Consider the following 26,977-nt stretch of genomic DNA (forward strand, 5'->3'; position numbering starts at 1 on the left):
CCGCCTGAACCCGACAGGGTCACGCAGGGCTACACCACTCCCAGGGACTTGACCTGTGGGTGTCGATGCTCCCATCGCGTGAGGCCCAAGGAGAACGTCCAGATTTCTCTGGCGCAACGAGAAAAATGGAAACCGTGACCACCTCTAGACGGGTGTGGGGGCCATCCGAGTTCTTTGACGCCGAATCTAGATCGACAGGGCTGGCTCGACTGGAGGGCAACCTTTGCCGTGGTGGCCGCGATGGCGAAGGGTCTGGGATTCAATGCGGAATTTGTCGGGTTCTTTCGAGGATCTGAAATCTTGCCGATAACAGCTATTATGCTATCGTGTCTATGAAATGCATTGTACTGCAACGGAATATGTTCACTTGAAAGTGCATCTTCACCTGCATCGAGTGTTGTGTCGCTACCGGAGCGAGGGCGGACGTCCCGCAGCCTCAGACGTAGCGATGAGCTCTTCGATGATGTCGACTCCCACGTTCTGTTCGATCCCGGTACGGATCGCGGCGGCGATGGCGCGAGTGCGACCCGTGGGTCCTCGAACGTCGGCGAGTGGGCTGGCGATGTTGCATCGCCGAAGTTCGTATTCACTGGTGGTTGCTGCGATTGGTTCCCAACTGCATGTGTGCCGGGTTGGTGCAGCCGGCGAAGTCGCGTTGATGGCACAGCGCCGCGTCGTCGGTGTTGGACCAGCCCAACCTCGAGACGACACCGTATTCGAGCTGGTAGGCGAACAAATGCGCCCGGCATGGTCCCGCGGCGAGACGGCTCTGGCGGGCTCGCCGCTCGGAAGGAGCCATGGCCGGTCGAGGACACCCCGCCGATCCAGGGCCAGCACTGCTCTCGCCGGCGTCGGTAGCGTTTGGGCTCGAACCGGGAGACGACGGCGGGATCGTCGAGCCAGGAACGCCACAGATGTTCGGGAATGCGTACCGGTTGGGGCTGTCCGATCAACGTCATTTGGAGCGCCGGTGGCGCGGGAGTGTTGTCGGGTATGCCGGGCAGCGGCAACGGAGCATCGTTGACGAACGTCATCGCCTGCTCCTGACGCTCGATCCGGACTGTTACCCGCACTGACTGTAAGAACGTGTACCGACAGAAATTTGTCTGATCGGGATTCGGGCGGGGCACGGTAACAGTTTCAGCGAGAGATAGCACCGCCGACCCGGCTCTCTCGGAGATGAACATGACCGAATCATGAGCGGACGTCAGACGTTGAGCAGCCGCGCCGACATCGAAGCCCGTTTCATTGAGGACGCGGCCGCCGGCAGTTGAAAATTGTTTCACTCCGAGAAGTTTGTATAGTCAACTCGCTCAAGGTATCTGACATATTCCCGACACCGTAAGGCCGAGCAGTCGGTGCGCCTCGGCGGCCGGATTCGGAAGGTGTTCGGTGGCTAGTGCGATCCCGGTGACCAGTGTGACCAGGTCGGCCGCAGTCACCCCCGACGTCACCGCGCGGGCCTGATCTGCGCGCTTCAGCAGCGGATCGACCGCATCGGCGAGCTTCCTCGCACAACCGTCCACCTGGCCCGGGTCGTTGATTCCGTATTGCACGAGCGCGTCGGCCATGCCCCGCGCGGAGGCCGCATAGTCGACGAAATCTCCCAACCAGTCCAACAGTGCCGCTCGCGCGTCTGCCGACGTGGACAACTCGGCTGCGCGGGCGCACAGGGCATCGGCTCGCCCTTGGAACACCGCCTCCAACAATGCCCGCTTCCCGGGGAAATGGCGGCGCACGGTGGCGGAGCCGACACCCGCCGTACGTGCGATCTGCTCCAGAGAGGCATCGGCCCCATGTGCAGCGACTTCCCCCTCTGCCACAGAAAGAATCCACGCATAGTTACGCCGGGCGTCGGCGCGTTGGGTAGCCATGTCGTCATCTCCGAGTTTGCTAAGTGGTGGGGTCCGCCATTACTCTACCGAAATACAAGTGGCGGCCCCCGTCATTTATCGCAATCGGACATCTTGTGAGGAAGTCATGCCTTCAGAATCTGCACCCGTACTCGTTTCCGGTGCCACCGGCAAGCAAGGCGGCGCCACTGTCCGAGCACTACTCGCATCCGGCGTCCCGGTACGAGCATTGGTCCGCGACCCCAACACTGCACGAGCGGAAACCGTTGCTACGCTGGGCGCCGAGCTCGTCACCGGCGACCTGGACGATCGCGACTCGGTGACGCGAGCCGCACGAGGTGCTCGCGCCGTCTTCTCCGTACAGATGCCGGACTTCACCGCCCGCGGTTTCGAAGGTGAGTTGACGCAGGGCGTCAACCTGATCGAAGCCGCGAAGGCCGCCGGCGTCCCGCAGTTCATCTACACGGCCGTATCCGGCGTCGCGAACTACACCGAATCGCCGGGGTGGGCCGAAGGCCGGTGGGATATCCTCGAAGCCTCGTTGAGTACCAAGGACGCGATCCAAAAGCGAGTCCGCGAAGCTGGATTCACGCACTGGACCATCATCAGACCGAGTACCTTCATGGAGAATTTTTTGCCCTCCGAAGCGTATCTGTTGCCCCGCGGGGTCGCGGGCGGCTTGGTGAGTCTACTCAAGCCCGGCACGCCGGTCGCGCTCGTCGCCGTCGACGACATCGGCAAGGCCGCCGCCGCTGCCGTCGGCGAACCCGAACGGTTCCACCGAGTCGAATTGGAACTGGCCAGCGATTTCCTGACGATGACCGAGATTGCCGAAATCCTTTCTCGAAACCTAGGTTCGGAGCTTGCCGCACCCGACATGACTGCCGAGGAGGCCATGGCTGCGGGGATGCCACCAGCAGGTATCGGCCTCGACTGGATGAACGTCGCTGTCCAACCTGCCCGCCCGCAGTACGCCCGAGCCCTTGGTATCTCGGTCACCAGTTTTGCGGACTGGGCGCGCCGGCACCTCCCCGAGAGTGCCTGATCGATCCTCCTCGCGTGGCAACGAGCGATGTTCGGCGGACCGCTACGTGATGTGTCCACCCGAGGCAGTATCGGATCGCACGCGTGCATGACCCACACGATGTTGTTGTGCACGGCGACAGTGCCGGCCTGGAATGCTGGTTCGCGCTCCGATCGGGCGTTCAGATCGAGTTCGACCGGGACGCCCGTTGTCACGAAGTCGCCGTCTCGTGTCGTTTCGGTCGGCCACCGGCTGACGTCGTTGGGGACTGTGGCTGCTTCCTATAATCGGTCCGCACGGGGGATCTGTTCCCAGCCGTTGTCGAGGCATCGCACTCCTTGCTCGACGAGATGGATGCGATGCACGCGGCCGTACACCCGGTCTGGTCTGTCTCGGCCTCGGGCGTCCTCGAGCACGAAATGGGAAACGTCCGAGTCGTGGTTGGCGCACCGATCGCGCGAAGTAGTATCACCGGTGCGCGTTTGCCTCGCCGGCTCGGCGCGTAAGGCCCGCCTCGGTGTTACTGACGAGCATCAGGCGGGCCACCTGAACTGCATGTCGCTATCCGTGGCGGTTGGCGGCATGCACGGCCCGTCGGGGGCTGGCATCACAATGTCCGGCGGGCCACCTCTTGTCCAGTCGACGTCTGGCGTCATCCCCAAGTGTTGGGGATGAATTGGGGATAGTTCAACGCTCAAGTATCTGTGACTTCACGAAGACTGGTATCTGGCACTCGGTGCACATATTCTGCCACTGCGACCGCCGGACTCGAGTGGCGGCGACGCACTGCCTCGCCGGGACGCAAGTCACTCTGAAGATCCGGCGAGGCACCACGAACTGCGCGCCGATGGGAAATCAAGGGCTCATCGACGTGCACGGCCCACCGAGAACTGCCCGCACGGGACTCGGTGGGCCACCTGTGGACTGCGTGTCGAATACCGCGAGGTGGCGGCTTCGGCGCGCACGGCCCGCCGCCCTGACGCATCCGGAGCGGCGGGCTACCAGGATCGCATGCCGTGACTGGGGAGTTAATCGGCATGCCAGGTGTGCCGGGCTGGCCCATTTCCTCCAGTCTGGCGCACCGCCGAAGACGACAACCAGGCTCGAGTGCCGGACGCGATGAGGTCGGGGATACTTCGTATATAAGGTTTTCGCAGGCCCGCGGACAGGCAACTGAATGTTTCTGCGGCGAATCTGCGTGGGTCGCTTCCGCCGCGCCTGATCCGTCCTCTGTTCGTCACCGGGAGGGCGGGCCCTTCCCGATGCAACGGGCACGCCGGACCGCAGTATGCAGCCCAGGTGCTGCATTTAGACAGCGCGGAGGTGAGTTCTGGTGCTTGCTATCTGCTTTACCATCTTGTCCCGATGCTCCGAGAACCGCCGGACTGCGTCGCCGTTCCCTGCGAGCCAGATCCGGTCGATCGCACCGACCGCAGTTCGGGCCCGCGCGAGCAGGTAGTTGCAGTTGTCGAGTTGCTCTCTGAGGGTCGTCATCGCCACCATCTCCGATCTTCGATGTAGGTTGCGTCCCCAATTTCTCATTGGCGAGGGCTGTGCGCATGGGCGACAGTGCCCGAATGAGTACCTGCTTACAGGGGTCGGGTGTGTAGTCGATGATTGGGGGCCTTTGGTCCCGTCTAACTTTTCGATCATCGCAAACCCTAGACCAAACTGATTGGACTGTTTACGGTCGAAGTGTTGGGCGCGACATGGAATGCGCCGGGCGCGGAAAGTGGGTCACCTGTGCCGTGTGCTCGACACAGGTGACGTTCGGCGGAGGGTCCGGTCACACCAGGTCCGAGATCGGACTCTCCGCAAACGGCAACAATGCCCGACTTGCTGGAAATCCTGACCGGTCGAGGTAGTTCAAACCTCAAGTAGCTGTGACTCCGCGCAACGTACGGCGCGTCTGCGAAAAATCCATGTTCAACGCCCGAATTGAGCAGTGCGGGACGTACCGCACTAGGCAAATAGGACGAATTTCGTTATCGATCAGCAACCCTGGTGCGGTAGTGTCGAGATGCAAATATTTGGTGCCTGGCATCCGAGTTTTGCCAGCCCCGTCGGTCCCCTCCCTTGTGTGGCCGTCGAGGGCTGCCTGAGGCACCGACGACATGTGGACGAGATTTTCCGTCGGAGGATCGGGATGCGGGCACCTGTCTGAATGGGGTTGCGCCACTGGATGTATTGAGCAGGTATCGAGACCGAGATGGATCTGCCGCCGGAGTTGATGACGGGAATCGAACCTGCGTATTCGGCTTGGGAAGCTCCATGAGCAGTCGTCGCCGCAGCAGATTTCGGTGTGGCCTCGGTGCGAGTGCCCGGACGATCCATCGATGTACAAAGGGGTTCCGGTTTCCGCAGGTACCGGCGGTGATCCCCTCCGCCAGCGAAGAGGAAACTATTGTCGTCGTCAATGATTCAGTGTTCGGTCACGGCGGTACGGTGTGGGTGTCCGGCACCGATCATGGGCTTGTTTGAGGTTTCCTCTCGCATCGAGACTGGCTCGTTCGATCATGAACGGTTTTCACCTTCGACTTCGGTGCCCGTTCGGCGGGGCGAAGGGCAGTGGAATCGGATGTGAGATTGGTCCGGAAGGCCTTGTGGCGTAATGCAACACAAAGGCGATCACCCCCCCGGGGCCGGACCGGGCTCGAAGTGGACCGCTGTCGTCGATCCTGTCGGCGGCGGTCCACTTCTCGAATTCAGATGCGCCGCGTCGATCACCGCCCCTGGGGGGTCGGCCGATGATGTACGTATTCGACGGTGGTTCCGTCCGGGTGAACTGCGTTGAAACCCATTCCGGTCGGCACGGTTTGGAGCGGGAAGATGATCTCGGATCCTGCCGCGAGGAGCTTGTCGTAGTATGGCTGCACGTCGTCGACGAGGAGTGTTCCGGTGGTGGTACGGAATGGTGCCACCGATTCTTCGGTGCCTTCGATGAGGAGGAAACCGCCCACCACTGCCAGGTTCAGGTCTGTTTCGGGATAGGGGAAGACGGCATCGGCCTCGACGTTCTGAAGATCCTCGTAGAACTCGATGGAGTCGGCCAGAGTTCCCGGTTCGAGGAACACCCGAATCAGTACGCGGGGCGGCTGTCCGGTCGTGTCTGCACGGGTGCGCCAGAGTTGTGTCAGATCATGGTTTTTCGACAACAGGTCGTCTTTCGTTCGGGTGGGGTGGTTACGGCTGGGAGTTGGTTTCGTTGCGTGTGATCTCGGTGATCAGTTGCCGGCGCAGGCTGCGGTCGTGGTCGGTTTCGGTCAGTGCGTCGACGTTGATGACGGTGATGCCGGCTCGGCGGTAGGCGGCTATGTGCTCGTACACCCGGTCGACGGATCCTACTATCAACCCGTCGAAGGTGGCGGACAGTTGCTTCGCTGCCGCTTCCCGTATGTCGACGCCGGTACCCAGACCGCGTTCACGATCGCGCGCGAATTGTGCCGACGACCGGACTGCTTCGTCGGGTAGGGCGGTCAGGATGTCGTGGGCGCGGGCACGCAGGAACGACACGGTCTCCCGGGCGTTGGCGTCGGTGTCGCCGAGTACCACTCGGAACTGTTTCCAGAATCGCAGTTCCCGGCCGAGCGGGGATGCGAGCGTGCGTATCTGGGCTGTCACGGCTTCCAGTTCGGTGAGAGTGGAGTAGCTTCCCGCGTAGGTGTCGGCGTATCGGGCTGCGAGTTCCATTGCAGCAATGGAGGAGCCGCCGATCGAGATTGGGGGACGGGGTATCTGTACCGGACGGAATCCGGACCAGGCGTCGGTGACTTGGTAGTACTCGCCGTGGAAGTCGAACGGTTCGTCCGAGGTGAGGGTGCGCGTGAATACCTCCAGGTATTCGGCGGCCCGACGGTACCGTTCGGATTTCGGAAGGAAGTCGCCGTCGCGGCGGACGTCGACGTCGCTGGAACCGATCACCAGGTGCGTACTGGCTCGGCCGTGGGAAAGCCGGTCGAGAGTGGCAAAGGAGCGGGCCGCGGCGGTGGGGGTGGTGACGCCGGGACGGTGAGCCACGGCGACTCCTGCGGTTGTGGTCGCAGCGGCGGCAGCTCCGGCGATCAGCCACGGATCGGCCCATGAGCTGTAGATGTGGATGAGGGATCGGTGGTAGCCGTCGGTCTCGTCTTGCTTTGCCTGCCAACCGATGTAGTCGGTGTCGACCTCACGGGCCCGGATGGCGGGAAGGAAATGTACTGCTCGCCGGTCGTCGGGTGTGGCACCGGCTTCCGGTGCGGAGAGAACAGCGCCGACCAAGTCGATCGTCATGACGTGTGTGCTCCTTCGTGGGTGGTGCTGCCGAGTCGGTCGGCGAGTAGTGCCCGGGTGTAGGGATGATTCGGGGTGTTCCAGATCGCTTCGGTCTGGCCCTGTTCGACGATCTCGCCGTCGCGCATGACGATCACTCGTTCGCAGAGTTCTCGAACGACGGCGAGATCGTGTGAGATGAAGAGAACGGTCAGGCCCCTCGATTCCCGAAGATGTTTGACGAGGGCCAGAATCGCGGCCTGGCTCACCAGATCGAGTGCCGATACCGGTTCGTCGCAGACCAGAAGTTCTGGGTCACTCGCCAAGGCTCGTGCGATGGCGAGGCGTTGCCGCTGGCCACCGCTGAGGGTGCGCGCCTTCCGGTCCAGGAACTCGTCGCCGAGGCCGACGGACTCGAGGAGTTCGGAGCGCCGTTGCTCGAGGTGGGCTGAGTGAGTTCCGGCCGCAGCCAGGGCTTCGTCGAGAATTGCGGTGACGGTGTAGCGGGGGTCGAAGGCGCTGTAGGTGTCCTGGTGAATCAGTTGGATTTGTCCGCGCCTGGAGCGGCGTCGCTTTTCCGGTTCCGAACTCCACGGCTGACCGCCGAAGAGAACTGTGCCGGAATCGGGTTGCAAATGGCCGAGGGCCAGTAGCGCGACGGTCGACTTCCCGGAGCCGGATTCGCCGACGACGGCCACCGATTCCCCGCGGCGCACCGTCAGTTCGAGACTTCGAATCCCTCGGAATGACTTCTCGGATCCGAAACGCTTTTTCACCGACTTCATGTCGAGAATCGGTTCGCCGATCTCGATCCGATTGCCGGGCTCGGCGGCAGCCCGTCCCGGTATCGCTGCGGTCAACGCCCGGGTCACCTGGTGGCGAGGATGCTGGAGGACCTCGTCAACCGGACCTTGCTCGACGATCTTGCCTTCGGACATCACCAGTACGCGGTCGGCGACGGCTGCGACCACGGAAAGATCGTGGCTGACGAGAACGACGGCCAGGCCGCTCTCCCGGAGTTCTCCGAAGAGTTCGAGAATGCGAGCCTGCGCGCGCACGTCGAGGGCGGTGGTCGGCTCGTCGGCGATCAGCAGTGTCGGTCTCGCCGCCAATGCGGAGGCGATCAGGATGCGCTGTCGTTGACCACCTGAGAACTGGTGGGGGTGGTCGCGCAGTCTGTCGCCGATGTCGGTCAGATGGACCTGCTCGAGCAGGCGCTGCACTTTCTCGGTTCGGCCGGATCTGGGCCGGATTCGGTGCGCCGCCAGCGGTTCGGCGATCTCTTGTCCGACTGTTCGCAGCGGGTCGAGTGAAGCCAATGCGTCCTGCAGGACCAGGCCGACCTTTCGGCCGCGGAAGCGGTTCCAGTCCCGTTCGGAGAAGCGGCTGACGTCCTCACCGGCCACGGTGAGAGTCTGTGCACGGACGACACTGTTCTTTCCTGTCAGGCCGAGTGCGGCCCGGGCCAGGGTGCTCTTGCCGGAACCCGACGCCCCCACCAGCGCGACGCATTCGCCGGCGTGAACGGTGAGGGCGGCGTCGTGAACTGCTGGGGAGGACGATCCCGCGTAGGTGACGCTCAGTCCACCCAGTTCCAGAAGTGGTGCGCTGTCAGTATTTCGGCTCACGGTGTTTCACTTTCCGAGCGGGATTCGAGGGCGCGGCCCAGAACGGTCACTGCAATGACGACCGTGGTGATGGCGATGCCAGGGCACAATGCGATCCACCATGCCTGAGCGAGGAAGTTGCGACCTTCGGCGAGGGTGAGGCCCCATTCCGGATCGGGCGGTCCGGCACCGAATCCCAGGAAGCTGAGTCCGGCAGCGACGATGATGTTGGTGCCCGCGCTGATGGTGGCGAGGATCAGAACCGGGCCGAATGCGTTCGGAAGCACGTGCCGAAACAGGATCCGGCGTCGAGAGACTCCGAAGCCGACGGCGCTCCGTACGTACAGGGACGTCTGGATCAGCTGTGCGCGTGAACGAATCAGCCGGGCGTAACTGGGGGCGGATCCGATACCGATTGCCAGCATGACGTTCACGGTGCCGGGGCCGAGGATGGCCAGGACGAGGAGGGCGAGCAGGATTTCGGGAAAGGCGAGACCGATATCGTTGACTCGCATGACGGCGGTGTCGAGGATGCGGGGGCCGGCGACGGCGACGAGCCCGATCAGGCAGCCGAGTGCAACTCCGATCGCTGTGGATCCGAAGCCGATGGATATCGACGAGCGGGTTCCGTACACCAACCGGGACAGGAGATCTCGGCCCAGCTGATCCGTCCCGATCAGATGCTCGGCGCTCGGAGCCTGCAATGTGGCCGCGTAGTCGGTCTTGTCGGGATCCATCGGCGCGAACACTGCGGGCCACAGGGCGGCCAGGACAACCAGGCCCAGCACCGTGCTCGCCACAGCGAGTGGGAGCACGGTGATCCACCTCGCCTTTTGTTTCGTGATCATGATCTGCTTCCCGTACGCAGTCGCGGATCCACCGCGAGGCTCAGCAGGTCGACGAGCATGTTCACGAGAACGAACGCCAAGGCGGAGAGCATCACCACGGCGGTGACCACGGGGATGTCGCGGGTGGTGATCGCGTCGACGAGCAATCGTCCGAGACCGGAACGGGCGAAGACCGTTTCGATCAACACCGCGCCGCCGAGGAAACCAGCCAGCGCCCACCCGCTCAACGTCAGTGTCGGGATCGTGGCATGGCGAAGGCCATGCTTGATCACGACGCCCGACCGCGAAACGCCCCTGGCACGGATTGTGGCGTCGAAAGGTTGGGCACGCGCGTGATCGATCCCTTCCCGAAGAACACGACTGAGGATGCACCCGATCGGAATGGCCAGCGTGATACTCGGCAGAACCAGCGCGGAGAATCCGGCGCTGCCGGTCGACGGGAACCACCCGAATCCGAAGGAGAACACGGTGATGGCCAGAATTCCGATCCAGAAACTCGGTGCCGAACTTCCGATCAATTCCACGGTGCCGATGACAGATCGCGTCATGCGGCCACCGATCGACGACACCACGGCCAAGGTGAGCGCCAAGGCGATGGCAATCGCGAATGCCCCGAGAGCCAATTGTGCTGTCGAAGAGATTCTTTCACCGATCAGGTCGGTGACGTCGCGGCCGAGTCGATACGATCGCCCGAAGTTCAATGTCGCGATCCGGCCGAGAAACATCACGTAACGCACCAGAATAGGTTCTCCCAGCCCGAGATCCGTACTCACAGTTTCCCGAAGCGCCGGTGAAGCGCCGACATTCGGCCCCAGAAGCGCGTCCACCGGATCGCCGGGTATCAATGCCAGCGCGAGAAACGACAGCGTCGCAGCGCCCCACAGCACAGCGAACACCTCGGCGATACGGCGCAACGCGATCAACGGCCACCGGGCGTTCATCAGCTACCCGACGTCCACGCGGTATAGAAGTTCGGGAGGATTTCAGTGGCGAATCCCAGATCGTGTACACGAGCGGACGATGCAGTCACGATGGGAGCGACGTAAGCGGGCAGCCCGTATCCCTTGGCGATGATCAATTCCTGTGCATCGCGATAGTATTCGCTGCGCGCAGCGGTATCGGAGGTGGTCAGGCCGAGCTGGAGAAGTCGGTCGAGTTCGGCGTCGTGGATCTGCGACGCGTTGGCTCCGCCGTCGACGAACTGCTGATCCGATCCGTAGACGGTGCGCAGAACGTCGGGGTCGGTTCCGCTCCAGGCGAACGCGATGATGTCGTACGCGCCCGAGTTACGGACGTCGATGTACGTGCCGTTTCCGATCGGCTCGATGGTCAACTCGATGCCGAGGTCCTTCAGTGCGGCCTGCACGGCGGTGTCGAAGGTGATTCGTTCGGGCTTCTGGTACGTGGGGTCGTAGATCAGTCCGATGGTGAACCGCTTGCCGCCGGACGTTCGGTATCCGTCGGCGTCACGCTGGGTGTATCCGAGTTCGTCGAGAAGTACTGAAGCACCGACCGCGTCATAGCCCCACGACTTCGCCAGTGCGTCGTCGTAGGAGAACACTGCCGGGTTCAGCGGAGATCCGGCCGGAGCGTACTTCCCCTGGAAGATGCCCTGCGTCAGAGTTGGCAGGTCTATGCCCTTCTGCACGGCCAGGCGTGCGCGCTCGTCGTCGAACGGTGCGTGAGAGGTGTTGAAGAAGTATGTGTACGGGATTCCGGTGGGGTTCTTCGTATTGACGTCGACAGCGGAGTTCTGTTGCAGCGCAGCAAGATCAGTAGCGGCAACCTGGTCGATGAAGTCGACCTCTCCGCTGGTCAGTGCGCCCAGCCGGATCGAGCTTTCCGGCAGGATACGGAAATCGACGCGGTTTAGGCGAGCGGGGCCCGAATGCCCGACACCGGTCGGCGCCCACTGATAGTCGTCGTTGCGGGTGAACGAGAAGCCTTCCCCACTGGAGTTGGAACTGGCCACGAACGGCCCGGTACCTACCTGCGCCGGCCCGCCCTGGCAGAGGTCGTCGCCGTGCTCGGTGATGGAACGGGGGGAGTGGAAGCCGAGGTTGGTGCTGCTGACAGCGCGCAGGAACGGGCTGTACGCGGAGGACAGATGAACGACCGCGGTGCGTCCATCGACAACATCGGTGCTCTGGTACGGGCTGATGAGTTGGCCGGCGAACTGCGACGCCGTCGACGGCGCAACGATGCGATCGAAGTTCGTCTTGACAGCGGCGGCGTCGAACACGGTTCCGTCGTGGAATTTCACGTCGTCGCGCAGGGTGAACGTGTAAGTCAGCCCGTCGTCGGACACTGTCCACGCCGTGGCCAGCCACGGCGAGAACGTTCCATCCGAATTCTCGTACACCAGAGAGTCGTAGACGTTACGCATGATCGACGACGTCTGACTGGCGGGGCTGACCTGCGGATCGAAACAGTCCGGCGACGTGCCGATGCCCACGGTGATCGCACCACCCGACACAGGTTCTCCGACATCGCGGTTCGTCGCCGTCGACGAGCTACACGCGGCCGCCGCCAGCGCGCCGACGGTCAGGAGTGAGGCGAGCGCGGTACGCCGGAAGGATACGGACTTGGTGGTGAGTTTCGAAGAGGGCAGCACACGTCCATTGTCGAAAACTCAGGAAGCCGCAACCAGACCCGAATTCGTCCTGTGATGAAAACTCACAGGCTTGGAGTCCAACGATTGCAGATATCGCCGCAGGTGGTGCACGCCCGACGCTTCCACCGGCCGTTGCAGGAACAGTGTTCCCGCGCCGGGGCCGTGCGGTGTGAGCAACATCTGGTGAAGCCTGATCGGCGCGGAATCCAGTTCCGCGAAGAACTCGGACTGCCCCATCGGATCCATGCTCTGGCAGGTCCACCACCCGTTTAGGTCGGGGGCGCCGTGATCGAGGATCTGGTAGATCCGATCCACGCGCTCCTCCGACCGGAAAGGGGCAGTCTGCGTTCGGAACTGACCGAGGTGCCCTCGGAGAACGTCGAGTCTCGAGTCTCCGAGAACTTGCTGCGCCCGTTCGGACGTGGACAGGGCGATCATGTGGTTTCGGTACTCCGCCGACACACTCGCCGGGTCGCCCCACACCGCCGCGTAGGCCTCGTTCCAAGCAACGACGTCGAACCACTGGTCGAGCAGAAAGGCGGGACCGTGCTTCCAATCGTCGATCATGAACGCAAGCGAGCGGTCGTTTTCCAGATCGATCTCCTGCCGCTGCACTGCCGGAGCGAAACCCGCCAAGGTCAGCATGTACGCGAACGAGCCGTCAGAGAGTTGCAATGCCCGGCCGATGGATTCGAGGACTTGCCGCGACGCGCTCACCCGCCCCTGCTCGAGCCACGTATACCAGGCGACACCCACCCCGGCCAGGAGTGCCACCTCTTCACGACGAAGCCCGGGGGTTCGTCTACGTCCGGTGCTCGCAACTCCGACATCCGCCGGTCGGACGTTCTCCCGGTGCGCGCGAAAGAACACTCCCAGCAGTCGCGCCGACTCCGACGCAGATCCTGGTGAGCCGCTCAACGGGCCGTGCTCCCGTGCCGTTTACGTTCGTGCTGCTTCACGTTTCGCTCCGTGCTGTCGTGGTCTCAAACTGACCACGATCGTCGGCAGCGCCGAGCCGGTCAACCATTTCCTTCTCGACGATTCGATATGCCCTCGATGCCTGCGTGTCCGCTCACACGTTCAAACACCACAGTCAGTCTCGGCCACGACGCATGCTCGTACTGAAATCTCGTGTTTGTCAGGTGCAGGCTTGGCGACCGACCGGTGGAGTAGGCGATGGTCTCACGATTGAACAGGCCGGTTCACTTTGCTGTTCGAGTATCAGATCCATGATCGGTGAGAGATAGACCTTGGACTCGCCGACGGGAACTCGGTCACATCGGTGACCCACTTTTGGTTCGAGCGGGTGGCGGTGAAGTCGCGATCCAATGTCGTCTGCGATCCGGCCAACCTACCCCTGGTAAGACGTGTAACGGCGTCTGTGGCAGACCCGGCAGAGCAACGCGAACTCTCGCATTAACGTCAGCACGGTCACTTCGGCAACCTGCCAGCCGGCCTTGACCAGCTCTCCATGCACTCGCCGATCCCCGTAGCGACCGTAATTGGTGGTGAAGAGCGGCCAGCAACTCTTCGCCCAGCGGTTCGCCAGCAGGCTGCCGCTCAGTGGTAGTCGCTTCTAGGTCGAGAGAGCGCCGTCACATACCTTGAGTTCAGCGTCGCCCGTGCGGTTCGGAGCTGAACACCTTCGTGTCGTCTCAACTCATTTCGATCGGTGCGGCACCGCAGACGATCGATGAAAAGGAGCTTGGCAAACCATGACTGGATTGACAACCACACGTCCGGTCGCGACCGGACGTAGCAGAATTCTCGGTATCGTCGGACATCCGATCGCACAGGTGCGCGCGCCACAAATGTGGAGTGAACTGTTTCGTCACAACAACATCGACATCGTCTGCGTACCCATGCACGTGCGCCCCGAGAATCTCGACGGTTTTCTTCTCACGATGAAGAGCCTGGAGAATCTCGCCGGCTTGATCGTGACGGTTCCGCACAAGCCGGCCGCCGCACTCTCTGTCTCACATCCGACCGAGCGAGCAGAATTGGTGGGAGCGGTGAACATACTTCGGCTCGATTCTGCTGGTGACTGGCATGGAGACATCGTCGACGGAGCCGGGTTCGTGGCCGGGCTACTGGCGCGTGGGCAACGCGTCACCGGGCGTCGTGCTCTTGTCGTCGGTGCGGGCGGAGTGGGAACTGCCATCGCCGTCGCGCTCGCTCAGGCCGGGGTTGCCGAGGTTGCCGTCTCGGACGTCGCGCTGGACAGAGCCGAGTTGTTGGTGAACAAGATTGCGGTCACCGGGGTTTCGGCTAGAGTCTCGGATCCGGACGCAAACGGATTCGACCTGGTAGTCAACGCCAGCCCGGTGGGAATGAAGGCCGACGATCCACTGCCGATCCGTTGTGAACACCTCGGTCCGGACGCGATCGCTGCCGACGTTGTCATGTATCCCGGGTCCACAAAATTCCTGACGGTCGCACAAGAACGCGGCTGTTTCGTACAACCGGGTAGCTACATGATGGATCACCAGATTTCCGTGATGGCACAGTTCTTCGGCTTCACGGGCGGGGATTGGTCCACTGACGCAGTTGCCCGCACCGGATTCTGAAGAATCAACCCTTCACCAACAAAGAACTATTCCGACATCACGTCAAAAGCCATGCGCAGCCGTCACATCCAGCTCACTGCCGGCGCTGGTCGACGACGTGTACCCGACTCTACGGAGGAAAGCGTGAACAAAACCACGCCAGACCGGAAACGCCAGAGTAATGCCGTCACCTCGAGTGTCGTCGGCACGGTGCTCGAATGGTACGACTTCTACATCTACGGAACTGCGGCCACACTCGTATTCGGCAAGCTGTTTTTTCCCGACCTCAGTCCGGTGGCCGGTACCATCGCCGCGTTCGCGACGTACGGCATCGGCTTCGTGTTCAAGCCGTTGGGAGGTGTACTCCTCAGCCGATATGGTGACACCGTCGGCCGCAAGAACATGATGCTGTACAGCCTGGTCGTGATGGGGCTGGCCACAGGTCTCATCGGTCTCATGCCGACCTATGCGCAGATCGGGATCTTCGCTCCGATCGGACTGGTACTTCTGCGTCTCGTCCAGAGCATCGGCGCAGGAGCCGAATACGGCGGGGCGATGACGCTGGTGTCGGAGTACTCGTCACAGAAGCGACGAGGTCTGATGTCGAGCCTACCGGTGATGGGGGTGTCCCTCGGAATTCTGCTGGGTACAGGCATATTCGCACTGATGTCGATGCTGCCGGAAGGCGACTTCGAGTCCTGGGGTTGGCGCATTCCGTTCCTGCTGGGATTCTCACTGGTGGGTGTGGGTATTTACATCAGGTTGAAGGTGGATGAGACACCGGCATTCGAAGCGCTGCGCAGTGAGAACAAGATTTCGCGATCGCCGCTGAAACTGATGTGGTCGACACAGCGACGAAATCTGCTGATCGCAGCCGGCGCACGGTCGGCCGACGCAGTCGGCAGTCAGTTGTTCAACGTGTTCGCCATCGTTTACTGCACGACCCACCTGGGCCTACCGCCATACGTCGGGTTGACCGGTGTCATGGCCGCGAACCTCATCGCACTCCTGGTCATTCCCTCCGCGGGAATGCTGTCCGACAGGTGGGGACGCCGACCGGTGTTCCTCGGCGGCCTGGCGTTCTTGGCACTCTTCACATTCCCCTTCTTCTGGATGCTCGAAACGCGTTCATTCCCGATGATCGTGATCGCACTCGTTCTGGCTTACGGATTAGGCCTCAAGACAATCGTCTCGGCGTCGGGCGCCTACTTCGCGGAACTTTTCGACACCCGGGTACGGACCAGCGCGATTTCGGCGGCCAGGAACGTCTCGGATCCGCTCAGCGGATTCACCCCGTTGATCGCGACATCCCTGCTGGCTGCTGCCGGCTCCTATTGGGCAGTGGCGGTGTTCTTCCTGGCCTTTGTCGCGTTGGCGATCTACTGCGTGTACATCGGGCCGGAGACGAAGGGCACGGCGTTCTCGGACGACGAAATCGACACCACCGGAAACGCCCTGGTTCGCAGTGAACCCCGCGCCGCGGTTTCGGGAGGGGACAAGTGACACGGCAGACGTTCGTTGTAGCCGGGGGCGGTTTGGCCTCCGTCGCTGCGGCGATCGCCGCAGCACGACTGGGTGTACGGACTGTGATCGTGTCGGAATGCGAGTGGATCGGCGGGCAGGTATCAGCCCAGGCGATACCGCCGGACGAGCATCCTTGGATCGAGACAGCCGGATGCACCCGCAGTTACCGGACCTTCAGGGACGGGGTGCGATCGTTCTACCGATCGCACTACCCGCTGACCCATGAGGCGCGGGATTCGCGCTACCTCAACCCGGGCGACGGCAACATCGGGCCCCTCTCACACGAACCCTTCGTCGCTGAACTCGTTCTGGAACAGATGATTGCGCCGTGGCGCAGCCGTGGTCTGATCGAAGTTCTACGCGGATGGACGGTGACGCAAGCCGAGGTTGACGCCGACAGGATCTCCGCGATCACCGTCGTGTCGGCCGACGGCGTGGAGAAATGCCTTGTCGGTGACTACTTCCTCGACGGCACCGACCTCGGAGATCTGATTGCCGCTTCGGGCGCCGAACATGTGGTCGGTGCCGAATCACAATCGCAGACCGGTGAACCGCATGCGTTGGATGGAGCTCCGGATCCGACGGATCAGCAGGCGATCACCTGGGCGCTCGCGCTGACGTGGTCACCGGGCACCGACAACATCGTCGATAAGCCGGCGTCGTACGACGCGTGGCGCACTTACCAGCCGGATTTCTGGCCGGGCCCGATGCTGGGCTGGACGGTCTCTGATCACGTCACCCATCAGCCGCGGCAACGTCCGCTGTTCGTCGACAACAGTCCTGGTCCGGGTATCCGATACGACCTGTGGCATGCCCGGCGAGTACTGTCCGCGCGCAACATGAGTGGTGGCTGGGAGTCGGACAACACCATCGCGGCGTGGCCGATGATGGACTACTGGCAGACGCCTCTGGTCGGGGGTACCGCCGAGGATACGTCCCGAGCGCTTGAGGAATCGAAGGAGTTCTCGACGTCGTTTCTGTACTGGATGCAGACCGAAGCGCCTCGCCACGACGGCGGAACCGGCTACCCCGAACTGCGAACGCATCCAGGCGTCACCGGAACCGGCGACGGGTTCGCGATGATGCCGTACGTGCGTGAGGGTCGGCGGATCGTGGCCGAGTTCACGGTGTGTGAGCAGCACATCGGCGTCACTGCCCGGCCGGGCGCGGAAGGCGCTGAATCCTTCTTCGACAGTGTGGGTGTCGGTGCCTATCGAATAGACCTGCATCCGTCCAGTTCGGGTCGCAACGCCCTGGACCTCGACACGTGGCCGTTCCAGATTCCGTTGGGGGCGCTGATCCCGGCGCGCATCGGTAACCTTCTTGCCGCCGGAAAAACAATGGGCACAACCCATCTGACCAACGGCGCCTTTCGAGTACATCCATCGGAGTGGGCTTCCGGTGAGGCAGCAGGGGCGCTGGCCGCATTCTGTCTGCTTCGGAAGTATGTTCCCACTCAGGTACGCAACGACTCTCGGTTACTGACCGAATTCCAGTCGACACTCGCCGATGTTCTCGGGTGTGAAACGGCTTGGCCCACTTACGACGCGCTAACCCCGATTCGGCGGTTCGGTTACGTTCCCTCGCCTGGCGACTCGGCGTGATCGCCGGCGGTTCTCGAGATTATCCGAAGAAATGAGAAGAAATTGGGTGCCATGATTTCGCCAGTGGTCGAGGCGCGACAGAAGTGGGTGAACGCTCGGGGTCTGGCCCACGCCATGCGGAGCGACGCGATCGACCGTTCCGCTTGGTACGACGACCTTTCTCGCCACAACGAAGCCGCTGCCCCGGAGCTGGGTGCGTTCACTCAAACCGTCGCGAACGCACCGGCGTCCTCGGTCGACGGCGCGCTTGCCGGGATCCCGATCGTGGTGAAAGACAACATCGACGTTGCCGGTGTTGTCACCGGATTGGGGCGCCCGCTGTCGGAGGGCACGCCGGCACGCGTCGATGCGGCTTCGGTGGCTCTGTTGCGCGCCGCCGGCGCTGTGATCATCGCCAAGACCAACCTGCCAGAATTCGCGTCGTCACCGATCACGTACAACCCGACCAACGGGCCGGCGAGGAACCCGCACGACCTCGACCGGACTGCCGGTGGGTCCAGCGGCGGATCGGCGGCAGCGATCGCCGCTGACCTGGCGGTGGTCGGAATCGGCACGGACACAGGTGGATCGGTGGTGGTTCCGGCCGCCTTGACCGGTGTGTACGGGCTCCGGCCGACATACGGTTCGATCAGTACCGACGGGGTCTTTCCGCTGAGTTGGTCGATGGACACCGTCGGGATCTTCGCCAAGGATCCCAATGACGTACGCCTGGTCCGTGACGTCTTGGTTCAGGCCCACGATCACGCCGCTGCCGCAGGCCGAAGCGGGGGCGGATCGGTGCGTATCGGTATTCCCAGATCTTGGCTGGTGAACGTGTCCGGCTATGTGTCGGATGCGTTTGACGCAGCGATCCAACGACTACGTGAACAGGGGCATGAGATCGTCGACGTGGCGACGAGCCCCGCCGACGAGATCATGGCCAATGCCCGTGTCATACATTTTTCGGAGGCTGCGGCCGCCTTCGACGAACTCCCCGAGGCCGCAACACCGTACGCGGAAGCCGTGGAGTATCGACGGGTCACAGGATTCGGAATCAGTGGTCCCGACTACGCGCGTGCTCGCCAGAACCAGCGACGCTGGCGGGCAGAGCTGACATGGATACTCGACGATGTCGACTTCATTGCGTGTCCCACGTCGCCGATAGTGGCGCCGCGCATCGGAGAGTTCAGCGACCGAGACGCATTGGAACTCGTGCGATTTGCCTACCCCTTCTGCTTTGCCGGAGTACCGGCGCTTTCTGTGCCATGCCCCGTCTCCGGAATGCCGGTCGGAATGACGTTGGTGACCGGATGGGGCGACGACAGACTGCTCGACTTCGCGGAGCGCTTGTGACGAACGAGAAGAATGAGGAGAATTCGTTGTTGATCAGGTCGATCCCGTTGGTGATCAGCGCCAACACGCTACGCTACGCGGACCTCGACAGCCGACTGGCTGCGGCCGCAGGTGCGGGATTCTGCGGCATCGGCCTGCGGCTCGACGACTATCGCGCCGCACGGGCGTCGGGGCTGTCGGATGCGCGGATTGTCGGGAAGATCGAAGAATCCGGTCTGGTCGTCACGGAACTGGAGACGACCTGGGACTGGGTGAGCGCCAACGACGGATCGTTCGTGGACGACGAACAGGCAGAGCTGCTGCGCGTTGCCGACCTCTTGGGGTGCCGTCAACTCAACCTGCCATCGTTCTTCGCTCATCCGTTAGGCGCGATCGTGAAGTCATTCGGTCGATTGTGTGACCGCGTATCGGACTCGAATCTGTTGATCGGATTGGAATTCCTTCCCTATGGCCAGATTTCGCATCTCACGTTTGCCTGGCAGGTAGTTGCCGATGCAGACCGCGACAACGGCGGCGTACTGCTCGACACCTGGCACTACTTTCGGTCGGGGTCTCAGCACGAGCAATTGGCCGCGGTTCCGGTCGAGAAGATCGTGGCGATTCAGCTCAACGACGTCGGCCGGAACGCGCATGCCGACCTGCGTGACGAGTCCAGGCATCACCGCTTACTGCCCGGCGAGGGGGCCGGTGACCTCCACGGCTTCCTGCATACTCTCGAGAACTCGAACTACTCGGGACCCATTGCCGTCGAGGTCTTTTCCGATGCACTCGACGAGCAGTCCGCCGATCAGGCTGCCCTCGACAGCATTCGGGCGGTCCGATCTGTCCTCGCCGGGGCGGAATGGAGAACTCAGCCGCCCGAACCGGCCTGAGGCACGTCGTCGCACATCCGAGAGATCGCAAGTGCTGCTGTGCGGACGGCCGGCGCCAGACTATCGAGGTGGGTGGTCGACCGGGCCACCACACCGACCGACCCGCGAAGTTTTCCGGCAGCGATAATTGGTGAAGCTACCGAGACGACGCCGAGGGTCATCTCTTCCTTGCTCAGCGCAATCCCGGTTCGTTTGACTTCGCTCAGATTTGCCGCGAGTCTGCCGGCTTCGGTGATGGTGTATCGCGTTCGGTCCGACAACCCGTGTCGAATGATGTCGACCAGAAAGTCTTGGGGACAAAATGCGAGGAGACATTTGCCGACGGCGGTGGCATGCAGCGGTAGTCGCCCACCGATATGGGTTTCGTTGGGCACGGACCTCTTCGTGGAGATCTTTTCAATGCACAGCGCATCTCGACCGTCGAGGACAGCCAACTGAACGTTCTCGTGTGTCGCTTCGTACAGGTCGTGCATCATCGGCAGGGCGGCTTCGCGCAGCGATCGCTGCTGGGGAGCGAGAGATCCTATCGTCCACAATCGGATGCCAATGCTGTACTTTCCGTTCGGTTTTCGCTGCAATGCTCGCAGTGAGGTCAGCTCGGCCAGGATTCGCTTGGTGGTGCTCAACGGCAGGGACGACAGCGATGCGATTTCGGTGAGTGTGAGGTCGGTGCGGGCGGTGTCGAAGCAGTCGAGCACACGAAAGATGCGACTGGCCACGGTTTCGCCCTGGATGCTGATGTTGCCTGCCATGTGTCTCCTCGTGGGTCGATTACATCCTCGTCAAGGCCGCGCGACGATGCCATCGCAACTGCCACTCAGTGGCATTCAAGTGTATGTCGACGAGCTGCTGTGCCATAGCGTCGTGCCTGTGAGGCCGTCGACGTCCCCGGCCGTCGACATTCAATGGAAAACGTATTGCATTGCCGCCACCAGATGGTAACGAGAGAAGACGGAAATGACGACAATGACAGAACAATTGGAAAAGCTTGCCGTACGTGAGGTCGTCGAGAACTGGGCCTTGTGGCGAGACGCCGGCGAGTGGGAAAAATTCGCAACTGTATGGCATGTCGACGGATTCATGTCGGCAACGTGGTTTCAGGGTCCAGCAACCGATTTCATCGCCGTCAGTAAGAAGGGCTTCGAAGGTGGCGTGCGTATCTTGCACTTCCTCGGTGGGAGCACTGTCGAGATTGCGGACGACCGCGCGGTGGCGCAGACCAAGATGACCATCAACCAGCGTGCCACCGTGCACGGTGTGCAGGCTGATGTCGTGTGCACCGGAAGATTCTACGACTTCTTCCTCAAAGTGAACGACGAGTGGAAAATCGTTCGGAGACAGCCGATTTATGAAACCGATCGACTCGATACGGTAGATCCGGCGACAACTGTGGTGCTGGATCCCATTCTCCTGGAACAATTCCCCGTTGGTTACCGTCACCTGGCGTATCTCCAGCGAGAGTCCGGTTTCGACGTCAAAACGGGACTGCCAGGGTTGACCGGTGCGGCGGTCGAAGGTTTGTATCGTGAAGGTCGAGCATGGTTGGGCGGAGAAGACATCAATTTCCTCGAGAGTGAGGACCCCCGCGATCCGGGCCGCATCGCCCGAGCGCGCTGACCCGATAGACAAGGAGACCACCCGTCATGACCACCGACTTCTCCGAATCTACCGCCACCACAGCGGTAATCGACTCCCTCCAGGAGACCCCGGACCAACGACTCAAGGAAGTCCTCAGCTCGTTAGTGACCCACCTGCACGCGTTCATTCGGGAGTCCGAACCGACGCAGCAGGAATGGGAGCGGGGGATCGCGTTCCTCACCGACGTGGGGCACATGTGTGACGAGCAGCGGCAAGAATTCATTCTGCTCTCCGACGTGCTCGGCGTGTCGATGCTGGTGGACACCATCAACAACCGCAAACCGGTGGAAGCGACACAATCAACCGTGCTCGGTCCATTCCATGTCGTCGACTCACCCCCACGAGCACTCGGAGCCGATATTGCCCTCACCGGCGATGCGCCCCGATGCGTAGTGCAAGGCAGGATCCGATCGGTCGACGGCCAGGCTCTGCCCGGATCCGTGATCGACGTTTGGCAAGCCGATGATGCCGGTTACTACGACATCCAGCTTCCGGATGAAGTTCCCCCGCTGAACCTGCGCGGGTTGTTCACCGCAGATGACCACGGAGACTTCTGGTTTCGCACGATAGAGCCCAGGCATTATCCGATCCCGGACGACGGCCCGGTCGGTAACCTGTTGCGTGCCACCAACCGGCATCCGAATCGGCCGGCGCACATTCACTTCATCGTGGGCGCTGTAGGTCATTCGCCGGTGACCACGCACCTGTTCATCGCAAGCAGTCCGTATCTCGACGACGACACGGTATTCGGAGTCAAAGCCAGCCTCGTTCGGGCAGTCCGGACGGTCGACGACCCGGCCCTTGCCGAACACTACGAGGTTCAAAATCCTTTCGGCCTGATCGAATTCGACGTCGTACTCGATCCGGTCGACGAACCGGGGAGTGACCTGTGAACTCGCAGCGCACATTCACACATGCAGCTATGCCGATGCGCGTCGTTTTCGGTACCGGATCACTCAACGAGATCGATACCGAACTCGACCGCCTGGCACTCGGTCGCGTGATGATCATTTCTACGCCGCAGCAGGCGTCGATGGCACAAGACATCGCGAAACGTATCGGCCACAGAGCGTATGCGGTGTACCCGCACGCGGCCATGCATGTGCCCGCTGAAATCTCTGACGCCGCAGTCGCCTATGCCAGAGAACACCACATTGACGGCTGCGTCGCAATAGGCGGTGGATCTGCGATCGGGTTGGGCAAGATCATCGCACTCGAAGCAGGTTTGGTCACGGTTGCGATCCCGACAACCTACGCAGGGTCGGAAATGACACCGATCTGGGGAAAGACGCAAGGGGCAGACAAGAAGACCGGCAGAGACCTGAAGGTATTGCCCCACAGCGTCATCTACGACGCGAGCCTGACGCTGACGTTGCCCTCACGTCAGTCGGTGACGAGCGGGCTGAACGCTCTGGCACACGCTGCCGAAGCGCTCTATGCCCCGGATTCAACACCCATCACCGATTTGATGGCAGGAGAAGCTGTCCGCGCACTGTGCGCGTCGCTGCCGAAGATCGTGCATGATCCGTCGGACGAAGAAGCGCGACACGACGCCCTCTACGGCGCGTGGCTCGCCGGCGCCTGTTTGGGTTCAACCACAATGTCCCTGCACCACAAGCTTTGTCATATTCTCGGAGGAACATTCAACCTTCCGCACGCAGAAACTCACGCCGCCGTCCTTCCCTATGTGTTGGCGTACAACTTGCCGGCCGCACCGAATGCGCAGCGGATCTTGACGTCCTCGATCGGCGCGGGCGATCCGGCCGCAGCGATACTCGATCTCGCCCGGGAGTTGGGAGTGGCAGCCACACTCGAACAACTTGGAATGCCTAGATCAGGTATCGAGACCGTCGTGGAAAAAGCGAGCTCGAGCCCGTATGCCAATCCGCGCGAGGCGTCACCTGATGATATCCGTGGCATAGTCACCTGCGCTTACGACGGGATTCTGCTGACCTAGGTCGGTTCAGTGTGACGCGGAGTGAAGTTTCCCGCCGGGGCAGGCCCCTTCAACGTCGCTGTCGACGTGCCGGATGGCGTCGATCAAGCCGAAAGCCGTGCGGTCCGGAGGGCCGCGCAGCGTGCCTGGGCGCGGAATGCCGAGAATGCCGGCGGGAATCTGCTGCGTCATCCGGAGGGACAGAGTGAATATCGGGTTGTGTCGATCGGTTTGAGCGTCTGATCGAAAAGGTCTGGCCGGCAGCAACCCTTGGCGGGCATGATGGACATATCGAGTTCGGATGATTTTGTGCTTCCTGAGTGAGGCAACGACTTGCTTATCACTGACCCCGCAGGAGCCCATCCACGATCCGCCAGCGCTGCTCACCATTGGGAGTTCTTGGACGCTTTTTCGAGTCGGTGTCGGGAACGCCTTGGGGCCTGGTCCGGTGCAATACCGGACCAGGCCCTTGCGGCTAGGCTTCTATTTGGCCAGTCCAAACCTTCCGGGGGCCAGTCCAAACCTTCCGGGGGCCAATTCACCACTCGGTGAGGGCCTCACCGGCATGTGTCTGACCGGGCGATTGCGTCACTGCGACACGACATGGACGGGTGGGTCGGCTACTGGCACTTTCTTGGACTGAGTCTGTCTGAGGTTCTGGCGGTGTTTTACATCGGTAGAACCCGTTGCGGGCATCGCAGATCGACCATTGTCACGGTCTCCTCACTTGAGTTGTGGGGTGGTGGTGGGGAGGTTGCGGTGGTCGGTTCCCTGTTCGAATGCGTATCCCATGGAGAGCAATGTAGCTTCATCGAACGCTCTGCCCATTAACTCGATGCCTACTGGCATCTGTCCGACGAGTCCTGCGGGGAGGCTCAGGGCGGGAAGTCCGGCTTCGGAGGCTAGCCTTTCGGTGAGAAATGGATCGGAAGTACCGAGGGGACTGGCGGGCTGTTGCATGCTGGGGTAGACGAGTGCGTCGAAGTTGTTGTCTTTCATATATGCAGCGACGGCCGTGGCGAATCTTTCCCTGGCTGCGAGCGCAGTTCGGTAGTCGCTCTCGGACACGGTGGGGGCATCGGCTTGCGCCACTGCGGCGGGGTCTGCGGGATCGAGTGCACCGGAGAATGCTTGTAGGTCGGCTCTGGTCAGTGTGTCGGTTGGTGCGGAGAGTGCTGCAACGGCGGGCAGTTGGTGTTCGCTCAGGTACGTGTTTTGAGCGTCTGGGAGTTCGAATCCGATGATGTTGCGTCCAATGGACGAGAAGTCGTCCATTGCAGTGGTTGGGATCTCGGCGTGAACGATTGATGCGCCTAAGGCTTCCATTTGGTCGACCGCAGCCCGTATGACGGCGCTGGTAGCTGCTCTATCGGGGGTGTCAGTTGAGAACCATGCGTCGAGTACCCCGATTCGCTTGCCTTCGAGGGCTTTTGTATCAAGTTGGCTGGTGTAACCGTCGTCGGTTTTGTCGACGTCGACGCTGCGAGGGTCGGTCGGGTCGTAACCAACTGTGGCGTCGAGAACGAGTGCAGCATCGCGCACTGATGTTGTGATGGGCCCGAGTGTGTCGTATGTCCAGGAGAGTCTTTGGACACCGTTGAGACTGGTGAGCCCGACTGTTGGGCGTAGCCCGACGAGATTTGTCAGTGCTGCTGGTATTCGCACAGATCCGAAGGTGTCTTCTGCGAGCGAGATGGGCGCGAATCCGGCAGCAACAGCCGCCCCTGCTCCTCCACTGCTGAATCCAGGGTGCCGTGACTGATCGTAGGGATTGCGCGTATCTCCACCGAACGATCCGGCGCCGCGACCATCGACTTCGAGAACATTTGTTTTTCCGAGAATGATTGCGCCGGCTTGCCGTAGGAGTTGAACTTGTGTGGCGTCGTCGTCGACCACGAGTTCGCGCAGGGACTCCAATGCGCCGGTGGTCGGCAAACCTGAAACATCGACCACGTCCTTGACCAGTACGGGAATGCCGTGCAGAGGGCCGCGAATGTGTCCGCGTGCGCGCTCTTCATCCATGGAGACGGCATCGGCAACAGCTCGTGGATTGAGGTTCGTAATCGCATTGATACCGGGTTGATCTGATGATGCGAACTCGTAGGTGCCGATGCGATCGAGGTATGCCGCAACCAACTGGACTGAGGTGAGTTCGCCGGCGGTCAGGAACTGTTGGAGTGTCGTCGCGTCGGTGTCGGAGAGGTTGATGGTCTTGTTGGCAAGGGCGTTGGTGCGGTTCAGCTCCGGAACGCTGGTGGCGCAGCCAGCGAGGAATACCAGTGAGAGCGCGGCAGCAGTAGCTCGGTAGTGAAACGAGGGGCCATGACCAAACATGTGTTTCCTTCGGTTGAGTGCCGGGGCACTCACAGATTCCTCGTTTCAACTCGCCTCGGTCAGACCTAAATTCATCCTGTGACCTGAGGTGACAGGCGAGCAATGCAGATATTGCTTCATGATCGCGGCACTGTGTCTGTCGTCTGGGCGTTGAAGAACGACCGTGACGCCGAGATCCTTCACGTCGAGGAACAACTGCGTCATGCTCACAACTCCTTGTGGAAGAGAGACAGCGAACGAAGTGGTTGGCGGGCTGTCCATGGTCTGGCATCTCCACCAGTCGTGCAGATGAGGTGAGCGGGCCTCGAGAATCTGATAAATGTAGTCCACACGTGAAATTTCCCTGTGTGGTGCGGTTTGCCTCCGGAATCGGGGTAAGTGGTGGCGGGCGAGCATGTCGCCGCCACCGGTGAGTAGGGCGTCGATGTGAGACGATGTGCACAGGTCGACCATGAGGTTGTGCGGAGGGGACGGGCTTCCCCACACTGCGAGGTACGGCTGGTTCCATGCCAAAATGTCGAACCAACTGTTCATCACGAATGCGGGTCCGTGTGACCACTCCTCGATGACGGGGCGCACTACCTCGACTTCATGTGCCTGCTCTGCCACATTTGCAGGTGGCTTCCCGAAGCCGCCGGCGAGCAACATGTATTCGAATGATGTTTCCTGCAAACGCAACGCTCGGCCGATAGCTTCGAGAACTTGTCGTGACGCGGTGACGCGGCCTTGCTCGAGCCATGTGTACCAGGACACGCCCACTCCCGCCAACAACGCCACTTCCTCACGTCTCAATCCGGGCGTGCGACGACTCCCTATGGTTCGTAGACCTACGGACTCCGGGCTGGTGTTTTCGCGATGTGCGCGCAGGAATTCTCCAAGAACCTTCATTGATCACTACCCGTCTTCCTATCGACTTGAACCACCGGAGACTAGTAACTGCCGCTCACTTCCGTGTATCCCTGTCGTGACGTACCTGTAAATAAAAAAGTGATCGGGT

General features: G+C 61.7%; 23 protein-coding genes and 1 pseudogene. 10 read left to right on the forward strand and 14 right to left on the reverse strand.

Translation table 11 applies throughout. The features are described 5' to 3' along the window. Window positions 1–405: 405 nt before the first annotated feature. A pseudogene (locus H7C86_RS30535) lies at window positions 406–1,034 on the reverse strand (hypothetical protein). A 279-nt stretch (window positions 1,035–1,313) separates the two neighbouring features. Beyond that, entirely contained in the window at window positions 1,314–1,874 is a 561-nt protein-coding gene (locus tag H7C86_RS30540; protein ID WP_182262849.1) for a TetR/AcrR family transcriptional regulator, read from the reverse strand. A 106-nt stretch (window positions 1,875–1,980) separates the two neighbouring features. Here H7C86_RS30540 and H7C86_RS30545 point away from each other — a divergent pair, with 106 nt between their 5' ends. Then, a complete protein-coding gene (locus H7C86_RS30545; protein ID WP_182262850.1) occupies window positions 1,981–2,898 on the forward strand; it encodes an NmrA/HSCARG family protein in 918 nt (305 codons plus the stop codon). A 1,287-nt stretch (window positions 2,899–4,185) separates the two neighbouring features. Here H7C86_RS30545 and H7C86_RS30550 read toward each other — a convergent pair. The 9 genes from H7C86_RS30550 to H7C86_RS38000 all read right to left on the reverse strand — a co-directional run bounded on the left by H7C86_RS30550 (window position 4,186) and on the right by H7C86_RS38000 (window position 13,758). Continuing rightward, window positions 4,186–4,371, reverse strand: a complete 186-nt coding sequence (locus H7C86_RS30550) for a hypothetical protein (RefSeq protein WP_182262851.1) — start codon at window positions 4,369–4,371, stop codon at window positions 4,186–4,188. A 1,229-nt stretch (window positions 4,372–5,600) separates the two neighbouring features. Continuing rightward, the gene (locus tag H7C86_RS30555; RefSeq protein ID WP_220463485.1) at window positions 5,601–6,032 is read right to left on the reverse strand and encodes a VOC family protein; all 432 of its coding nucleotides are present in this window, start codon (window positions 6,030–6,032) and stop codon (window positions 5,601–5,603) included. 28 nt (window positions 6,033–6,060) lie between these two features. Beyond that, a complete protein-coding gene (locus H7C86_RS30560; RefSeq protein ID WP_182262852.1) occupies window positions 6,061–7,146 on the reverse strand; it encodes an LLM class flavin-dependent oxidoreductase in 1,086 nt (361 codons plus the stop codon). Next, window positions 7,143–8,753 carry an ABC transporter ATP-binding protein gene (locus H7C86_RS30565; RefSeq protein WP_182262853.1) on the reverse strand — a complete coding sequence of 537 codons (1,611 nt, stop codon included), beginning with the start codon at window positions 8,751–8,753 and terminating at the stop codon, window positions 7,143–7,145. The genes H7C86_RS30560 and H7C86_RS30565 overlap by 4 nt, the downstream gene beginning before the upstream one ends. Then, a complete protein-coding gene (locus H7C86_RS30570) occupies window positions 8,750–9,580 on the reverse strand; it encodes an ABC transporter permease (RefSeq protein ID WP_182262854.1) in 831 nt (276 codons plus the stop codon). The genes H7C86_RS30565 and H7C86_RS30570 overlap by 4 nt, the downstream gene beginning before the upstream one ends. Next, window positions 9,577–10,521 carry an ABC transporter permease gene (locus H7C86_RS30575; RefSeq protein WP_182262855.1) on the reverse strand — a complete coding sequence of 315 codons (945 nt, stop codon included), beginning with the start codon at window positions 10,519–10,521 and terminating at the stop codon, window positions 9,577–9,579. The genes H7C86_RS30570 and H7C86_RS30575 overlap by 4 nt, the downstream gene beginning before the upstream one ends. Further along, window positions 10,521–12,194 (reverse strand): ABC transporter substrate-binding protein, encoded by a 1,674-nt coding sequence (locus H7C86_RS30580; protein WP_182262856.1) that lies wholly within the window; start codon window positions 12,192–12,194, stop codon window positions 10,521–10,523. The genes H7C86_RS30575 and H7C86_RS30580 overlap by 1 nt, the downstream gene beginning before the upstream one ends. A gap of 18 nt (window positions 12,195–12,212) precedes the next feature. Beyond that, window positions 12,213–13,112, reverse strand: coding sequence for a helix-turn-helix domain-containing protein (locus H7C86_RS30585; protein WP_182262857.1), 900 nt, complete (start codon window positions 13,110–13,112; stop codon window positions 12,213–12,215). Window positions 13,113–13,545: 433 nt separating this feature from the next. Further along, window positions 13,546–13,758, reverse strand: coding sequence for an IS3 family transposase (locus H7C86_RS38000; RefSeq protein ID WP_397517282.1), 213 nt, complete (start codon window positions 13,756–13,758; stop codon window positions 13,546–13,548). 151 nt (window positions 13,759–13,909) lie between these two features. On the opposite strand from H7C86_RS38000, the gene H7C86_RS30595 reads away from it, so the two are divergent. The 5 genes from H7C86_RS30595 to H7C86_RS30615 all read left to right on the forward strand — a co-directional run bounded on the left by H7C86_RS30595 (window position 13,910) and on the right by H7C86_RS30615 (window position 20,072). Further along, complete coding sequence (locus H7C86_RS30595) at window positions 13,910–14,761, forward strand: shikimate dehydrogenase (RefSeq protein ID WP_182262859.1); 852 nt, start codon at window positions 13,910–13,912, stop codon at window positions 14,759–14,761. 123 nt (window positions 14,762–14,884) lie between these two features. Further along, a complete protein-coding gene (locus H7C86_RS30600) occupies window positions 14,885–16,243 on the forward strand; it encodes an MFS transporter (RefSeq protein WP_259349339.1) in 1,359 nt (452 codons plus the stop codon). Then, complete coding sequence (locus H7C86_RS30605; protein WP_182262861.1) at window positions 16,240–17,868, forward strand: FAD-dependent oxidoreductase; 1,629 nt, start codon at window positions 16,240–16,242, stop codon at window positions 17,866–17,868. Before H7C86_RS30600 ends, H7C86_RS30605 begins: the two co-directional genes overlap by 4 nt. Window positions 17,869–17,919: 51 nt before the next feature. Further along, window positions 17,920–19,200, forward strand: a complete 1,281-nt coding sequence (locus H7C86_RS30610; protein WP_182262862.1) for an amidase — start codon at window positions 17,920–17,922, stop codon at window positions 19,198–19,200. Continuing rightward, the gene (locus tag H7C86_RS30615) at window positions 19,197–20,072 is read left to right on the forward strand and encodes a sugar phosphate isomerase/epimerase (protein WP_182262863.1); all 876 of its coding nucleotides are present in this window, start codon (window positions 19,197–19,199) and stop codon (window positions 20,070–20,072) included. The genes H7C86_RS30610 and H7C86_RS30615 overlap by 4 nt, the downstream gene beginning before the upstream one ends. Here H7C86_RS30615 and H7C86_RS30620 read toward each other — a convergent pair. Then, window positions 20,051–20,824, reverse strand: coding sequence for an IclR family transcriptional regulator (locus H7C86_RS30620; protein ID WP_182262864.1), 774 nt, complete (start codon window positions 20,822–20,824; stop codon window positions 20,051–20,053). The genes H7C86_RS30615 and H7C86_RS30620 overlap by 22 nt on opposite strands. Window positions 20,825–21,029: 205 nt before the next feature. Here H7C86_RS30620 and H7C86_RS30625 point away from each other — a divergent pair, with 205 nt between their 5' ends. The 4 genes from H7C86_RS30625 to H7C86_RS30640 are packed head-to-tail and all read left to right on the forward strand — an operon-like array spanning window position 21,030 to window position 23,889. After that, a complete protein-coding gene (locus H7C86_RS30625; RefSeq protein ID WP_259349340.1) occupies window positions 21,030–21,689 on the forward strand; it encodes a nuclear transport factor 2 family protein in 660 nt (219 codons plus the stop codon). A 26-nt stretch (window positions 21,690–21,715) separates the two neighbouring features. After that, window positions 21,716–22,603 carry a dioxygenase gene (locus H7C86_RS30630; RefSeq protein WP_182262865.1) on the forward strand — a complete coding sequence of 296 codons (888 nt, stop codon included), beginning with the start codon at window positions 21,716–21,718 and terminating at the stop codon, window positions 22,601–22,603. Continuing rightward, complete coding sequence (locus tag H7C86_RS30635; RefSeq protein WP_259349341.1) at window positions 22,600–23,667, forward strand: maleylacetate reductase; 1,068 nt, start codon at window positions 22,600–22,602, stop codon at window positions 23,665–23,667. The genes H7C86_RS30630 and H7C86_RS30635 overlap by 4 nt, the downstream gene beginning before the upstream one ends. Before the next feature lie 21 nt (window positions 23,668–23,688). Next, window positions 23,689–23,889 (forward strand): hypothetical protein, encoded by a 201-nt coding sequence (locus H7C86_RS30640; RefSeq protein WP_182262866.1) that lies wholly within the window; start codon window positions 23,689–23,691, stop codon window positions 23,887–23,889. Window positions 23,890–24,369: 480 nt separating this feature from the next. On the opposite strand, the gene H7C86_RS30645 is transcribed toward H7C86_RS30640, so the two are convergent. Together H7C86_RS30645 and H7C86_RS30650 are read right to left on the reverse strand one after the other, a co-directional pair. Next, window positions 24,370–25,980: an amidase gene (locus H7C86_RS30645; RefSeq protein ID WP_182262867.1), complete on the reverse strand. Its 1,611-nt coding sequence runs from the start codon at window positions 25,978–25,980 to the stop codon at window positions 24,370–24,372. Between the two features lie 45 nt (window positions 25,981–26,025). Next, complete coding sequence (locus H7C86_RS30650; RefSeq protein ID WP_182262868.1) at window positions 26,026–26,868, reverse strand: helix-turn-helix domain-containing protein; 843 nt, start codon at window positions 26,866–26,868, stop codon at window positions 26,026–26,028. Between the last annotated feature and the right edge of the window lie 109 nt (window positions 26,869–26,977).

It is taken from the genome of Rhodococcus sp. UFZ-B548, from assembly GCF_903819475.1.
GTDB lineage: Bacteria > Actinomycetota > Actinomycetes > Mycobacteriales > Mycobacteriaceae > Rhodococcus_F > Rhodococcus_F erythropolis.

What these genes read in the sequence shown, in the direction of transcription:
- H7C86_RS30620 (WP_182262864.1), bottom strand. Translation starts at nt 20,824, where the DNA reads ATGGCAGGCAACATCAGCATCCAGGGCGAAACCGTGGCCAGTCGCATC.
- H7C86_RS30575 (WP_182262855.1), bottom strand. Translation starts at nt 10,521, where the DNA reads ATGAACGCCCGGTGGCCGTTGATCGCGTTGCGCCGTATCGCCGAGGTG.
- H7C86_RS30650 (WP_182262868.1), bottom strand. Translation starts at nt 26,868, where the DNA reads ATGAAGGTTCTTGGAGAATTCCTGCGCGCACATCGCGAAAACACCAGC.
- H7C86_RS30570 (WP_182262854.1), bottom strand. Translation starts at nt 9,580, where the DNA reads ATGATCACGAAACAAAAGGCGAGGTGGATCACCGTGCTCCCACTCGCT.
- H7C86_RS30560 (WP_182262852.1), bottom strand. Translation starts at nt 7,146, where the DNA reads ATGACGATCGACTTGGTCGGCGCTGTTCTCTCCGCACCGGAAGCCGGT.
- H7C86_RS30550 (WP_182262851.1), bottom strand. Translation starts at nt 4,371, where the DNA reads ATGACGACCCTCAGAGAGCAACTCGACAACTGCAACTACCTGCTCGCG.
- H7C86_RS30540 (WP_182262849.1), bottom strand. Translation starts at nt 1,874, where the DNA reads ATGGCTACCCAACGCGCCGACGCCCGGCGTAACTATGCGTGGATTCTT.
- H7C86_RS30625 (WP_259349340.1), top strand. Translation starts at nt 21,030, where the DNA reads ATGACGACAATGACAGAACAATTGGAAAAGCTTGCCGTACGTGAGGTC.
- H7C86_RS30610 (WP_182262862.1), top strand. Translation starts at nt 17,920, where the DNA reads ATGATTTCGCCAGTGGTCGAGGCGCGACAGAAGTGGGTGAACGCTCGG.
- H7C86_RS30595 (WP_182262859.1), top strand. Translation starts at nt 13,910, where the DNA reads ATGACTGGATTGACAACCACACGTCCGGTCGCGACCGGACGTAGCAGA.
- H7C86_RS30645 (WP_182262867.1), bottom strand. Translation starts at nt 25,980, where the DNA reads ATGTTTGGTCATGGCCCCTCGTTTCACTACCGAGCTACTGCTGCCGCG.
- H7C86_RS30545 (WP_182262850.1), top strand. Translation starts at nt 1,981, where the DNA reads ATGCCTTCAGAATCTGCACCCGTACTCGTTTCCGGTGCCACCGGCAAG.
- H7C86_RS30630 (WP_182262865.1), top strand. Translation starts at nt 21,716, where the DNA reads ATGACCACCGACTTCTCCGAATCTACCGCCACCACAGCGGTAATCGAC.